Below are 14,084 nucleotides of genomic sequence, written 5' to 3'. Positions count from 1 at the left end.
TTAGATACAACATGGATATAAAATTTGAACTTATTCTTTCAGGCAAATTGCTGCTATCTATATTATTCGGCAGCATTATAGGTTATGAAAGAGAAGCAGCTCATAAAGATGCCGGTATACGAACGTTTGCTATTCTTTGCTTGGCATCTTGTCTTTTTGTTGCGGTTGCCTCTCATCTTACAGATGATAAATCAGCGATAGCCAGAATGCTTGCAGCAATTCCGGCAGGACTTGGATTTATAAGTGCTGGATTAGCATTAAAAGATAAATCAAGCAATATGCAGGGATTAACAACATCTACAGCACTATGGGCAGCGTCAGCTATTGGAGCGGCTCTTGCCTTAAATATGTTTTTATTGTCATTTTTAGCAACTGTTCTCACCCTTTTTGTATTAAGCCTGAATAAATTCAAATGGTATAAAAACTGGATTGCAAAGAAGGAGCAAAGTAAAAATTTAAAATAAAAAATTAAAAATCACTTAAAATATACTTCTATGAAACATCAACACACTTACGATGAGCAAGGTAACCAGCTTTGCTGTACGCCTCAGGAAGGCAAGATTTATAAGGATGCAGGAGCCAAAAAACTCATTGTTGAGGATAATGGCTGTTGTTCAACAAATGTAAAGAAAGAAGTACAGCATCATTCCGATGACGATGGACATAACCACGATCATGACAATAGTGATAAGAGTACTTTTCAGATGTTCCTTCCCGCAATAGTTTCATTGTTATTGCTTCTGTTGGGAATTGCGTTAGATAATTATTTTAAACCAGACTGGTTTAAAGATTGGATTCGTATTGTTTGGTATGCAGCAGCTTATGCCCCTGTCGGGCTTCCTGTTTTAAAAGAAGCTTTTGAAAGCATTAAGGATGGTGATGTTTTCTCTGAATTCTTTTTGATGAGTATCGCAACTATAGGAGCTTTTATAATTGGTGAATATCCTGAAGGTGTAGCTGTTATGTTATTTTATGCTGTAGGGGAAGTTTTTCAAACACTAGCAGTAACAAGAGCAAAAAGTAATATTAAAGCTCTTCTTGATCAAAGACCGGATGAGGTGACAATTATTGAAAATAACGAAACAAAAACTATTAAAGCTTCCAATGCAGAGATAGGGCAAACCATACAGTTAAAACCTGGAGAAAAACTTGCTTTGGATGGAGAGCTTATTTCAGATTCAGCATCTTTTAATACGGCAGCACTAACCGGCGAAAGTAAACCTGATACAAAAAATAAAGGAGAGACTGTTCTTGCAGGGATGATTAATATGAATAGTGTTGCTTTGGTAAAAATCAATACAGCTTATGAGGACAGTAAACTCAGTAAGATTTTAGAATTGGTTCAAAATGCGACTGCGCAGAAGGCACCTACGGAGCTGTTTATAAGAAGATTTGCAAGAGTTTATACTCCGATTGTTGTTGTGTTAGCAGTACTGATATGTCTTATTCCATATTTTTTTGTCGATAATTATATTTTTAGAGATTGGTTATACAGAGCTTTGATCTTTCTGGTAATTTCTTGTCCTTGTGCTTTAGTCATTTCAATTCCTTTAGGGTATTTTGGAGGTATTGGTGCAGCAAGTCGAAACGGAATTTTATTTAAAGGCAGTAATTTTCTAGATAAGATTGCCGAAATAAAAAATGTTGTGATGGATAAAACCGGTACTATGACGGAAGGAGTATTTAAAGTTCAGGAAGTCGATATTAAATCAGAATTTGATAAAAATGAAATCCTTAAGATGGTTAATGTTGTAGAGAGCAAGAGTACCCATCCTGTGGCAACTGCTATCCACGAATATGTTGGCGATTTGGATACATCAATTAATGTTGAGAATTCTGAGGAAATTGCAGGTCATGGTCTTAAAGCTGTAATCAACGGTAAGGATATACTCGTAGGGAATTTCAAGCTTATGGATAAGTTCAATATTCAATATGATGTTGATCCTTCAAAAATTGTTTACACCGTTATTGCAATTGCTTATGATAAAAAATTTGCAGGCTACATAACTATCGCTGATAGTATTAAAGACGATGCTAAAAAAACTTTAGAACTGTTACATAATTTAAATGTAAAGGCAACAATGCTTAGTGGTGACAAAACAAGCGTTGTAAAATATGTCGCAGAACAAATAGGAATTGACAACGCTTTCGGTGACCTTCTTCCTGAGGATAAAGTGAACAAGGTGAAAGAAATAAAATCCAAAAATGAGAGCGTTGCATTTGTTGGTGACGGTGTTAATGATGCCCCAGTGGTTGCTTTAAGTGATGTCGGTATTGCCATGGGCGGCTTAGGGAGTGATGCGACCATTGAGACTGCTGATGTCGTGATTCAAGATGATAAACCTTCAAAAATACCAATGGCTATTAACATTGGCAAAAAAACTAAAAGAATTGTCTGGCAGAACATCATTTTAGCATTTGTGGTCAAAGCAATTGTTTTAATTCTTGGAGCCGGAGGATTGGCAACAATGTGGGAAGCTGTTTTTGCAGATGTAGGTGTTGCATTGATTGCAATTCTAAATGCTGTACGCATCCAACGAATGAATTTCAAATAAAAATAACATAGCATTCTAATTTCACTAATCACTTAAGAAAAGTTCCAACAAATATCAATTAAAATAAAGTTCTCAAACCGAGAACAGGTTGTTTATTGAAAATATTCAACAAAACTATTTACTCTAATTTTTCAATTAATGCAATGATAATCAATATTATAAATAAGATTCCAGTTCTTTTTTTTATGCTAGTATGCAATTTGGCTTTAGCACAGGATAGCTTAACAGTAAGTGAAAAAATTGGGGATACGATTGCTGTCCAAAAACCTGAAAATAATTTTAGTTATAAGAGACTTATAGCCCCTACAAGTTTAATATCCATAGGAGCGATGAGTTTCGCTATTCCTAAAATGAAAGAATTTGATGCAGGAGTACGAAAAGAAGTAAAAGACCATAATCTTCATAATTCTACATTGGATAATTATACCCAATTCATACCTGCCGTGATGGTTTATGGATTTAATATTTCAGGTTTGAAAGGCAAGCATAATTTAAGAGAAAGAACAATTATTCTTGCAACATCGCAGCTAATATCGACAGCAATCGTAATACCTTCAAAATATTTAATTGGAGAAGAACGCCCAGATAAATCCAACAATATGTCTTTTCCGTCTGGGCATGCAGCAATTGCTTTTTCAACAGCGCAGTTTATGTATAGAGAATATAGAGACAGTAATTATTGGCTCAGTTTATCAGGATATCCATTTGCAATATTCACAAGTGTTTACAGAGTTATTAATAACAAACACTGGGTAACAGATGTAGTAGCGGGCGCTGGGGTAGGAATACTTTCAACCGAATTAGCTTATTGGCTATTTCCGAAAATCAATATGTTTTTATCAGCTAATAAAAACAAAAAATCTGTCTCTATGCTTGCCCCTCTTTATCAAAAGAATGGTCATAGCAATACTTTTGGGATTAATTATCAGATAACCTTCTAATTTAGAACATGGGATTTAAACGACGTTTTAGAAGAAAAATTATTCGAAGAGGTAAGCACAGGCTTACTTCTCAAGATCTTTTTTTTATTGTTGGCTGGCTTCTTTTTATGCTCCTTTTGGTAATTCATCAGGTATACAATTTTAATATCAAATATGTTAAGATTCATTCGCATCCTTCGGAAAAAACACACACTCATAATGACGGAAAATGACAAATTATCAACAAATTTTTTAAACCATAATATTAACCCTTTATTTAAATCAAAATGAAAAAACTTGTACTAACTCTTTTGGTAAGCCTTGTATTAAATTCTGTTTATGGACAGGCTCCGTCAAACTATTATGATGGCACTGCGGGATTATCAGGAGCTTCTTTAAAGTCAAAGTTGAAAACTATCATTACCAACGGCCACCAAGATAATGGCTATGGCAATTTGCTGACAGCTTTTCAAAGCACAGATAGGGATTATTTCTACGAAAATGATGGAACTGTAATGGATATGTATTCTGAAAATCCGACAGGAACAGATCCATATATTTATAATCATGGAGTCAAACAATGTGGAAATTATAGTGTTGAAGGAGACTGTTACAACCGAGAACATGTCGTACCGCAAAGTTTATTTAATCAGAATTTACCGATGAGATCTGATGTCCATTTTGTTACACCTACTGACGGAAAAGTCAACGGAATGCGATCAAATTATCCTTTTGGAAAAGTAGGATCAACCTCATTTACATCACTAAACGGTTCTAAACTGGGAAGTTCAGTATCTGCAGGTTATGCGGGGACTGTTTTTGAACCAATTGATGAGTTTAAAGGTGATATTGCCAGAATGATATTATATTTTGTAACCAGATACGAGACGCAGCTATCAGGTTTCAGCAGCGGAAACATATTAGGTAGTACAGCCTACCCTGGCTTACAGACATGGGAATTAAAACAATTACTCGAGTGGAATAATTTAGATCCTGTTTCTCCTTTTGAGATAGCAAGAAATAATGCGGCATTCACTTACCAAGGTAATAGAAATCCATACATCGATCGTCCTGAGTTCGTCGCTTTAATTTGGGGTGCTTATATGGGAGTTGCAGATGTAGATTTGTCAAAAAGTCTTGTGATCGTTCCTAATCCCGTAAAAGATAATAAGATTTATGTGTTAGGCGGAAAAAATCTAGGACAATATAAAATTGCTTTGATTTATAATATGACTGGTCAATTAGTACAGACAATTGAAAATCCATTTCAAAAAGATAATACAATTATTCTTACAGATCTTCCTAAGGGTATTTATATTTTGAAAACTGGCGATCTGAATACAAAGTTTATTATAAAATAAATCAATAAAAAAGATTATTTATAAAATACTGTTCTAAGTCAAAAAAATTATAATATTGGTTAGATTGTAAATTATAATATCTCCCATTAGTTGAGAAGGTTTTTATGTGTAAATATTTAATACATAAATAAAGAATAACTTTTTTGTACCATATTTGTACCATAAAAATATAACTATTTGATTTATAGTAGTTATTATATTAGAAGAAGTGAAATAAGACTTAATAAATCATATAATAAAGGAAATCCCCGATCGAAAGCTCGGGGATTTTATTTTTAATATAAACCGTACGTTATAATTTTAATATCCAGTGTTTAATGTTCACCCTGTTGTAAGTGTAAGTAATGTGAACAAATCCTTTTGCATCTTTAAAAATTGTAGGATAACTGAATTCTCCCTTTTTTTCATCCTCTAACGAAAGGAGATCTTTCCAGTTGATCCCGTCGTAAGAATAAGCCAGTCGTAATTTTGTGCGGCCTTCCCACCAGTCTTTTCCGGGAAGCTCAGGATTGTATACAATCAGAAAAAAATCTTTAAAAGCAATGGCATCCGTTCCCGAGTTAGGATTCTGAAGATTTGTTGCGGTTAAAGGACTCCAGTTCATCCCATTATTTTGTGACCATGAGGTTGCAATGACTCCCTCTTTACTTCTGCATAAAACCTGCAGTTTACCATTTTTATGTAAAAGAATACTCGGTTGGATCACATTAAATGCTGAAGCAGAATCTATGGAATACGATGTCCATGTTTTCTGATGATTCCTGCTGATTTCCACATGAGCCTTCCATCTATTTTCATTGATTTCTCTGCTTGATGGGGAAATAATATCGCCATTGGCGAGCTCAATGGGTCTGTTTTTGATGGGACCAAGAATAGAATCTGGTAACCGCTGTGCTTTTTCCCAGGTTTTTCCGTTATCTCGTGAGGTTTTAACCATTCCCCACCATTCCCGCGGATTGGGTCCTACTTTATAATAGAGATAGATAATCTTTTCTTTTTTCGATCTGAATAAGACAGGATTCCAGCAGGGATAACGCAGAGAATCGTTAACCTTTCCATCTGCCCAGATTTCAGGAGGGCTCCATGTTTTTCCATCAGAACGGGCTCCCCATATCACAACATCTTTAGCACCTTCATGACTGCCTCCAAACCAGCTTGCCAAAAGATGTCCGTCCGAAGACTGTTCCATTGTAGATGCATGACACTGTTTGAAATATGCCCCTTCTTCAAAAATGAATTCTTTTTTAATGACCTTTGGAGAAGGAATTTGTGCGGAAATATTCACAATTATCAAAAAATAGAGTAGACAAAGTAGTTTTTCTTTCATGCTTATTATTTCTTTTTTACCAAATGATCCAGAAAAAATTGTATTTCTTTCTGTTTCAGTTTTTTATACCCTTCATCCTCAATACTTTTCAGTTGAGCTTTAGTAAAATTATCTGTTTTTTCTTTTGAAATAGGATCTCGAATGGAAATAATTTCCTTTGCTGCATAGATTTCATCCATCAAATGGGTCGCAATATTATCTTTTTTTCCGACACAGCCGTTTACATATTTCATCATTACAGGATGATCGTTATAATATTGATAGATTTCAAGAAATCGTTTATCATTTCTTTTAAAAAGTTCTTTCCCTGAGTACAATTTTAAAGAATTGCTTCCGTTCTTCGCCAGATAAAAAAGCTCATCATTGGTAGCAGTTTTCGCTAATTTTCTGAAATCATCATATAGTTTACTTCTTTCACCACCGATTCCGATATGTGAAGATTCTGCATACTGTATTGTATCTAAAGATTTGACTAACATTTTTACTTTTTCAGAAATTTGTGCTTCACAAAAAATAACTGTAAAAAGTAAGAAGATTGTACTGTTCCACTTCATTTAAAATATTTGTTTACAAAAATAAAAGAATTGGAGGTAATTTAATTTTTTGCATGAATATTTTAAAGCACAGAGAAAATGTTTACATTCGTAGAAATTAAATCAGATCCAAAATGAAAATTTCTAAAATCCTCTTATTTTTAGGCTTATTATTATTCCAGTTACATTTTGCTCAGGAAAAAGCGAATGTTGTTTTAAACAAAGCGCTTACCGAAGCTAAATCCAAAAATAAAAATGTTTTGCTGATGTTTCACGCTTCGTGGTGCAAATGGTGTCACGTTATGGAAAAGAACATGAATTTACCGGAAACAAAGCCGATTTTTGATAAAAAATTTGTTACTGCCTATATAGATGTTCAGGAAATGGGCGAAAAGAAAAAGCTTGAAAATCCGGGTGGGGAAGCATTGATGGAAAAATACAAAGGCAAAGAAGCCGGACTTCCGTTCTGGCTCGTTTTGAATCCGAAAGGGGAAGTTCTTGCAGATTCTTTCAACGATAAAAACGAAAATCTGGGCTGTCCTTCAACTGCTGAAGAAGTAGATGTTTTTGTTGCCAAACTGAAGAAATCTTCAAAGATGAACGACAAAGAACTTCAAACGGTAAAACAGACTTTTTTAAAGAAGAATTAAAAAGTTCCGGCGAAGCCAAAGGCTTCGCCGGAACTGCGTTTAAAAATTAATTTACTTCCCAAAAAAGATTTTGTCCTGCTTTCGCTGATCGTTGTAGATTACCTGAAAAGTAACAGGCATATATTGGTAAAGAAGTTTCCAGTGGGAGATTTTGGCGTGCTTTTTAAAGCTTTCAAAAGACCGCACAAAAAGATTTTCGATCATATCTTTTACATAAGAATCTCCTCCTTTATAGATCATTTCCATCAGTTTGATGTGATGGGCAATAATATTCACTTTAGATTCGTGAAGAAGCTTTTTAAGATAATTAATGGTTGCCTGCATAATCCCGGCAAAATTATCCTGTGTAGATAATTGGGTAATTTCTGTGCGAAGGGGTGGATAGAAAAATTTTAAATACTCACTCGCTATTTTTTGATCAATAGTTGGCATCTGTACATTCATCATAATTAATATTTTTCGTAACACTTTCTATTGCGGCGAAAACTGTACCAAAGTTTACAGAATGGAGGCAAAAACAAAAACACCGACAATTACAGCGATATGCGTTGCCAGAATTTCAATATTGTGTCTGTTGGTGGTGGTTTGAAGCGTTTTCCAGTCGGAAATTCTTCTTATTTTAGATTTCATAATCGGTTGATTTTTAATGAGGTCTTTATTTTTAAATTTTAGTGCATTTGTAACAAGATCTTCAAAAAATGTAATAAACTCAGATACCGTGGTTGTAGATTTGTCTGGAATAGACCGTCTGAAGATCCTTGGAAATATGACTAAAGATCATTTTTCGGTATTCCTCACTGCAGAAAGCAGTAGAATTGTCCAGTGAATAAATAAACGTATGTTCCACAGCGTTTTTAAGTACGGCATCTCCGTTTCTGTAAATATCATCCATTTTTTTCAGGCATAGAAACAGAATATTCCGGTCATTTTGCTTAATTCTGTCTTTGATATTGTCTGTAAACGTCTGAATGACGCTGTAGGAATTTTGTTTTCTGTTTTGTTTCAGCTCATTTTCAATCTCGGGAATCACTTCTTTGATTTCCTGTGCGGCTTCTAAATAGTTCATATTATTGTTGATTAAGTTCCAAAATTTTAATAAATGCTCCGAAAGTAAAAACAGCCAAAAAGGCAACAATCAGAAGATGATACGGTTTCAGCCATTTCGGAGTTTGCGGTCCTCTGCTTTTTAATCTTCTCAGCTTATCAATTCTGTTCAAAGTTTTTAAGTCCATATTCTTATGTTTTGAGAATGATGCCGCCAAAGAAATGCCTTTGAATTTTAATTTAAATTAAAGTGTTGATTATTAATGTTTTGTTTATTTGTTTTGATTTTAAAAATCCTTCAAAATCTTATCATAATGATAGCATATTTATCATTATGGAAATCCTCGCGATTGTCTGATTTAATTAATATCTTTGCAGTCCAAAAATATTCAGGAAATGTTTTCAAAAATCGTAGTACATAGAGTCGGAAATAAAATCAACGGAGAATCTTTAACGCTTTCTCAGGAAGAATTACAGTTGGAAGAAGGAATGGCGGAACTGCTGGAAAATTACTTCTTAGGTTCCTTTAAATCAGAAGAAACCTTCCATTTTTACAGCGATTCTTATCTCGTAAATAATCCCGTGTACAGTTCGGTTTCCGAAATTTTTGATGACAAGTCGAAATTCCTTTGGGAATCTGAAAACATCGCCAAACATCTTTTTGAAGCTGCTGAAAACCCAAGAGTTCAGGGCGGAGAATTGTTCATTGTATATTTCGAGGACGAAAGAGAAGGAACAGAAAGAGTAGACAAGATTGGAATTTTTAAGACCGAAAAAAGAGAATCTTTCCTTAAAATTGCTCCCAATGACGAAACTTTCGACATCGAAAAAGATCAGGGAATTGGTTTGTCTAAAATAGATAAAGCGGCGTTAATCTATAATAACGACAAAGAAACAGGATACGTTCTTTCAGTTGTAGACAATAACAAAAATGGAGATATGTATTACTGGTTCGAAGATTTTTTAAAGGTAAAACAGCGCGACGACGAATATTTTCATACGCAGGAAGCTTTAATGGTGTATAAAGATTACATCACGAAGCAATTGCCTCAGGAATTTGAAGTTTCCAAAGCAGATCAGGCAGATTTTTTAAATAAATCGATCAATTTTTTCAAAGAAAAGGAAGAGTTTAAGCTTGATGAATTTGCTGCCGAAGTTTTGGGCGACGAACACGTCATCGAAAGTTTCAACAACTTTAAAACCGATTACGAACAGGATATGCAGATCAATATTGCGGAAGAATTTCCCATTAGTGAAGCCGCGGTAAAGAAAACGCAGAGACATTTTAAAAGCATCATCAAATTAGACAAAAACTTCCACATCTACATCCACGGCGACAGACAGAAACTCGCTCAGGGTGAAGATGAAAACGGAAAATATTATATGCTTTATTTCGAAAAAGAAGTATAACTACAGGAATTTACTTTTAACGAACTGAAATTTCCCAGGAGTAGAAAAGCCTCAATAATTTAAACATATCCCTGATTTTAAATATTTATAATCGAGGATATGTTTTTTTCGTAAAAATAAAAGTGTTTTTGATGGTTTTTAGGTAGATTTTCCGGATTTATACTAATTGGGAAAATTTATAACGTTTTATGGTTAAATTTAGTTAACGATAATTATGATAATGTTGGTTTTAAATTTTCTTTATATCCGATGAACAGAGAAAAATATTCTTTAAAACCCATATTCTGCTGAAATTTTATAACTTTTTGTGGTATGCGTTTATAGAGAAAAAATCCGATTAGATAAAAAAAGTCGTATATTTGATAGGTCAAAATATTATATGAATTTTGTTGAGTGTCATGAGGAGCCTATCCATATTCCGGGCTACATACAAAGTTTTGGTTATCTGATTGGCATTGATGCAGGGTCTCATTCCATAGCTTTTTTTAGTAAGAATATCGAGGATATATTTAATATCGAAAACGCAAATGTGCTTTTTGATAAGAAGCTTACGGACTTTCCGGAAAGCTTTAAAAGCATTATAGAATCTGAGATATACAATTCTTTAGCCGACTTTACCAGAAGAGAAAACGAAACATATTTTGACAAGATCTTTATTGATGGTATAGAGTACCATTTCTCCGTTTTCAGAAGCAAAGGGAAAATTTTCCTTGAATTTGAAAAAGTGATCATTAATCCCAACAAAAGAATTTCCAACAAATACGATAATTTCTACATTATTGAAGATGAACAGGAAATTTGGGATCAGCTTTTAAATACCCTCTCAAAGATCGTGAATTACGACCGAATGATGGTTTACAAATTCATGATGGACGGCTCCGGAAAAGTAATCGCTGAGAAAAGAGATGAAAACATAGAGAGCTATCTCGGTCTTCATTATCCGGAATCCGACATTCCGAGACAGGCAAGAGAACTTTATCTTAAAAAAAGAAAAAGAATTTTCAGCAACGTTCATTCGGAGACCATTCCTATATACAGTAAATCTGATGAAATAATAGATCTTACTTATTCGGGATCACGCGGAATGTCGCCTATTCATGCGCAGTACATTAAAAATTCAGGAGCGTCTTCCAGTTTCAGTATATCTATTATTATTGATGATTATCTTTGGGGGCTGGTTACCTGCCAGAATTCCGAACCGAAACACATTGATCTTGAAGACCGTGTTCAGGCAGGAATTTTTACGGCTTTGGCGTCCAATGCCTACTCGTCATTCAGATCAAAAAAAGAACTGGAATACCGTTTGTATCTTAATGAAAAATGTTCCCGCTTAAAAGAAGAATTCTTAAAATACAACAATCTTTTTGATTCTTTAATTGAGAATAAATCTGAAATAAAAGATCTTCCCGAAGCAGACGGACTGGCAATTGTAGCAGATGAAAAAATCGTTACGGAAGGAGAAACGCCCGATGAGAGTATTATTGAAAATCTCATACAGTGGGCGCACAGAAATATAGACGAAAATATCTATCTCAGCAGAAGTTTTCTGAAAGACCACGGAGAAGAAATTGGTCTTGACGAAAAATGTGCAGGAGTGGCTTTTTATTTTATTGAAAAATCTAAAAATAATCTGCTGATCTGGTTCCGTAAAGAATTTGATGAACACATCGACTGGGCAGGAAATCCTGAAAAGAAAATAGATGTGATTGTGAAAAACGGTGAAGAGACACAGGTGGTTTCCCCGAGAACTTCTTTCCAGATTTTCACTGAAGATATCAAAGGAAATTCTAAAAGATGGAACTCCAGAAACGTTGCCGCATTACAGGCAGTTCGTGATCTGATCCTTGAAACGTCCCATAAAAATTACATTACCATTAAAAGGCTTAATGATGAGCTTAAAAAAGTAAACGAAGAACTGGATAGTTTCTCTTATACGATTTCACACGATCTGGGAACTCCGCTTACAGTAATGAAACTGAACGCCCAAATGCTTCTGAAAAGTCTTACGGACGGCTCAGACAAAAGCAGAAATAAAATCAATTCCATTATCGAGGAAATCGACAATATGGCGGAAATGATGCATGATGTACTCCAGTTAAGCCGTGCAAAACACAGCGAAATAGAACTCGAAAGGTTACAGACGGCACAAACCATCGCGAAGATCTCTGAAAATGCTAAAATAACATTTGATACTTCAGAAAGCGAAGTGGTCATTAATGATTGTCCCGATGTTCTTGCTGATAAAACAATGCTTCATCAGGTATTTTTAAACATCATCAATAACGCCATAAAATATTCTTCCCATCAGGAAAAACCGAAAGTAATTATCGGCGGAACGGAAGAAGAAGACACGGTAGTCTACAGAATTACAGACAACGGAATCGGAATTCCAGAAGAAAATAAGCATAAAATGTTTAAAATTTTCAACAGGATGGATAATGCGAAGAAGTTTAAAGGAAACGGAGTAGGACTATCCATCGTGCACAGAATTATGCAGAGACTTGGCGGGAACGTAGACTATGAAAGCAGTAAAAACGGCACTACTTTTATCCTCACCTTTAAAAAACCTTAATTAAAAATTTACTTTAAAATTCCGGTATGGTATCTGAATATCTAAAACAAAATACGGCAGAATTTCATGATGCCGCGGAAAAACTTTTTAACTCTAAAAAAATATTCGACAGAACTTTTACGCTGGAAGATTATAAAAAGATCATTGGCAGAAATTATCTTATGCTTCTTCATTCCGAAGATCAGATCTTCGAAAGTCTTTCTGAAAAATTCTCTGAAAAACTTCAGCTTGAGGAAAGAAAAAAACTTCCTTTAATTGAGCAGGATCTTAAAAGTCTGGATCTCGATCATCAAAAGGCTACTGAAGAATTGAGTTTTTCCAGTGAAAATGAAGCTTTGGGAGCATTGTATGTGATCGAAGGTTCTACATTGGGAGGAAATGTTATTGCAAAACAGCTTTCCAAAACAGAAGGATTTGATGATGTTACTTTCAATTTCTTCGGCTGTTACCGTGAAAATACAGGATTTATGTGGAAGAATTTCAAAGAAGTTCTGGATAATGAGGTTTCTGAAAAAAATTATGATGAGGTTTTATCCGGAGCTAAAAAACTGTATACCTTTCTTCTGAACGTCCATTAATAGCGATTTAAAATATAAATATCACTTTTAAAGATAATTAAATTCCTGAAAGATTGCCCAATTTTTCAGGAATTATTAAATTTGGGAGTTCTCATTTGTAAACCAAATGTGGATAAACAATTCAGATAAATAAATTTTAAAAGTTATATTATGAAACTGTAAAGTTCCGTAATACCATTAAAAAACAATAAATAAGTATATTATGAAAGTAACTGTAGTAGGTGCAGGCGCTGTAGGAGCAAGCTGTGCAGAATACATCGCAATGAAAAACTTCTGTTCAGAAGTAGTTTTAGTAGACATTAAAGAAGGTTTTGCAGAAGGTAAAGCAATGGATTTGATGCAGACAGCATCGCTTAACGGATTCGATACAAAAATTACCGGAACAACAGGAGATTACAGCAAAACTGCAGGTTCTCACGTAGCGGTTATTACTTCGGGGATTCCAAGAAAACCGGGAATGACAAGAGAAGAGTTAATCGGAATCAACGCTGGAATCGTAAAAGAAGTTACAGAAAACTTAGTAAAACATTCTCCGGAAGTAATCATCATCGTGGTTTCTAATCCAATGGATACAATGGCTTATCTGGTACACAAAACTTCAGGTCTTCCTAAGCACAAAATCATCGGAATGGGTGGTGCATTAGACTCTGCAAGATTCAAATACAGATTGGCAGAAGCTTTAGAAGCTCCAATCTCTGACGTAGACGGAATGGTAATCGCTGCTCACAGTGATACCGGAATGCTTCCTCTATTAAGCAAAGCAACAAGAAACGGAGTACCTGTAACAGAATTCTTAGATGCTGAACAACAGAAATACGTTATTGAAGAAACCAAAGTAGGAGGTGCAACGCTTACCAAATTATTAGGAACTTCAGCTTGGTACGCTCCGGGAGCAGCAGTTTCTGTAATGGTTCAGGCTATTGCTTGCGACCAGAAAAAAATGATCCCTTGTTCTTTAATGCTTGAAGGAGAGTACGGACAAAATGATATCTGCCTTGGTGTTCCTGCCATTATCGGAGCAAACGGTGTGGAAAAAATCGTAAACGTAACGCTTACTGCGGAAGAGCAATTGAAATTTGCTGAAGCTGCGAATGCAGTAAGAGAAGTGAATGGAGATTTGAAATTTTAAGTAAA

At 34.8% G+C, this 14,084-nt stretch carries 15 protein-coding genes; 9 read left to right on the top strand and 6 right to left on the bottom strand.

The window, feature by feature from the left end; all coding sequences use genetic code 11:
• Positions 1–11: 11 nt before the first annotated feature.
• The 4 genes from QWT87_RS09535 (at position 12) to QWT87_RS09520 (ending at position 4,836) form a co-directional block, all read left to right on the top strand.
• Positions 12–464, top strand: a complete 453-nt coding sequence (locus QWT87_RS09535; RefSeq protein WP_002977378.1) for an MgtC/SapB family protein — start codon at positions 12–14, stop codon at positions 462–464.
• A 30-nt stretch (positions 465–494) separates the two neighbouring features.
• Positions 495–2,555 (top strand): heavy metal translocating P-type ATPase, encoded by a 2,061-nt coding sequence (locus QWT87_RS09530; protein WP_002977380.1) that lies wholly within the window; start codon positions 495–497, stop codon positions 2,553–2,555.
• 200 nt (positions 2,556–2,755) lie between these two features.
• A complete protein-coding gene (locus tag QWT87_RS09525) occupies positions 2,756–3,496 on the top strand; it encodes a phosphatase PAP2 family protein (protein ID WP_228457505.1) in 741 nt (246 codons plus the stop codon).
• A 266-nt stretch (positions 3,497–3,762) separates the two neighbouring features.
• Complete coding sequence (locus QWT87_RS09520) at positions 3,763–4,836, top strand: endonuclease (RefSeq protein ID WP_002977387.1); 1,074 nt, start codon at positions 3,763–3,765, stop codon at positions 4,834–4,836.
• A gap of 292 nt (positions 4,837–5,128) precedes the next feature.
• Here QWT87_RS09520 and QWT87_RS09515 read toward each other — a convergent pair whose 3' ends face one another.
• On the bottom strand, positions 5,129–6,163 hold the full coding sequence (locus QWT87_RS09515) for a sialidase family protein (RefSeq protein ID WP_302715853.1): 1,035 nt from the start codon (positions 6,161–6,163) through the stop codon (positions 5,129–5,131).
• A 5-nt stretch (positions 6,164–6,168) separates the two neighbouring features.
• On the bottom strand, positions 6,169–6,642 hold the full coding sequence (locus QWT87_RS09510) for a hypothetical protein (protein WP_302715851.1): 474 nt from the start codon (positions 6,640–6,642) through the stop codon (positions 6,169–6,171).
• 188 nt (positions 6,643–6,830) lie between these two features.
• Here QWT87_RS09510 and QWT87_RS09505 point away from each other — a divergent pair, with 188 nt between their 5' ends.
• Positions 6,831–7,346, top strand: coding sequence for a thioredoxin family protein (locus tag QWT87_RS09505; protein WP_302715850.1), 516 nt, complete (start codon positions 6,831–6,833; stop codon positions 7,344–7,346).
• Between the two features lie 51 nt (positions 7,347–7,397).
• Here the strand turns inward: QWT87_RS09505 and QWT87_RS09500 are convergent, their stop codons facing one another.
• The 4 genes from QWT87_RS09500 to QWT87_RS09485 form a co-directional block, all read right to left on the bottom strand.
• Positions 7,398–7,793, bottom strand: a complete 396-nt coding sequence (locus QWT87_RS09500; protein ID WP_273074386.1) for a DUF7674 family protein — start codon at positions 7,791–7,793, stop codon at positions 7,398–7,400.
• Between the two features lie 51 nt (positions 7,794–7,844).
• A complete protein-coding gene (locus QWT87_RS09495; protein WP_302715848.1) occupies positions 7,845–7,976 on the bottom strand; it encodes a hypothetical protein in 132 nt (43 codons plus the stop codon).
• A 79-nt stretch (positions 7,977–8,055) separates the two neighbouring features.
• On the bottom strand, positions 8,056–8,412 hold the full coding sequence (locus tag QWT87_RS09490; protein ID WP_076396440.1) for a DUF7674 family protein: 357 nt from the start codon (positions 8,410–8,412) through the stop codon (positions 8,056–8,058).
• Between the two features lies 1 nt (position 8,413).
• Positions 8,414–8,578 carry a hypothetical protein gene (locus tag QWT87_RS09485; protein ID WP_165762972.1) on the bottom strand — a complete coding sequence of 55 codons (165 nt, stop codon included), beginning with the start codon at positions 8,576–8,578 and terminating at the stop codon, positions 8,414–8,416.
• 208 nt (positions 8,579–8,786) lie between these two features.
• On the opposite strand from QWT87_RS09485, the gene QWT87_RS09480 reads away from it, so the two are divergent.
• The 4 genes from QWT87_RS09480 to QWT87_RS09465 all read left to right on the top strand — a co-directional run bounded on the left by QWT87_RS09480 (position 8,787) and on the right by QWT87_RS09465 (position 14,079).
• Positions 8,787–9,800, top strand: a complete 1,014-nt coding sequence (locus tag QWT87_RS09480; protein ID WP_302715846.1) for a nucleoid-associated protein — start codon at positions 8,787–8,789, stop codon at positions 9,798–9,800.
• A 379-nt stretch (positions 9,801–10,179) separates the two neighbouring features.
• Entirely contained in the window at positions 10,180–12,372 is a 2,193-nt protein-coding gene (locus QWT87_RS09475; protein WP_302715844.1) for an ATP-binding protein, read from the top strand.
• A gap of 26 nt (positions 12,373–12,398) precedes the next feature.
• Complete coding sequence (locus QWT87_RS09470; RefSeq protein ID WP_302715842.1) at positions 12,399–12,950, top strand: biliverdin-producing heme oxygenase; 552 nt, start codon at positions 12,399–12,401, stop codon at positions 12,948–12,950.
• Between the two features lie 202 nt (positions 12,951–13,152).
• On the top strand, positions 13,153–14,079 hold the full coding sequence (locus QWT87_RS09465) for a malate dehydrogenase (RefSeq protein WP_029294870.1): 927 nt from the start codon (positions 13,153–13,155) through the stop codon (positions 14,077–14,079).
• Positions 14,080–14,084: the final 5 nt, after the last annotated feature.

The organism is Chryseobacterium urinae, assembly GCF_030518295.1.
In the GTDB taxonomy this organism is placed as follows: domain Bacteria; phylum Bacteroidota; class Bacteroidia; order Flavobacteriales; family Weeksellaceae; genus Chryseobacterium; species Chryseobacterium mucoviscidosis.
Note: the sequence above shows the minus strand (reverse complement) of the source record. Positions and strands in the feature narration are given on the sequence as shown.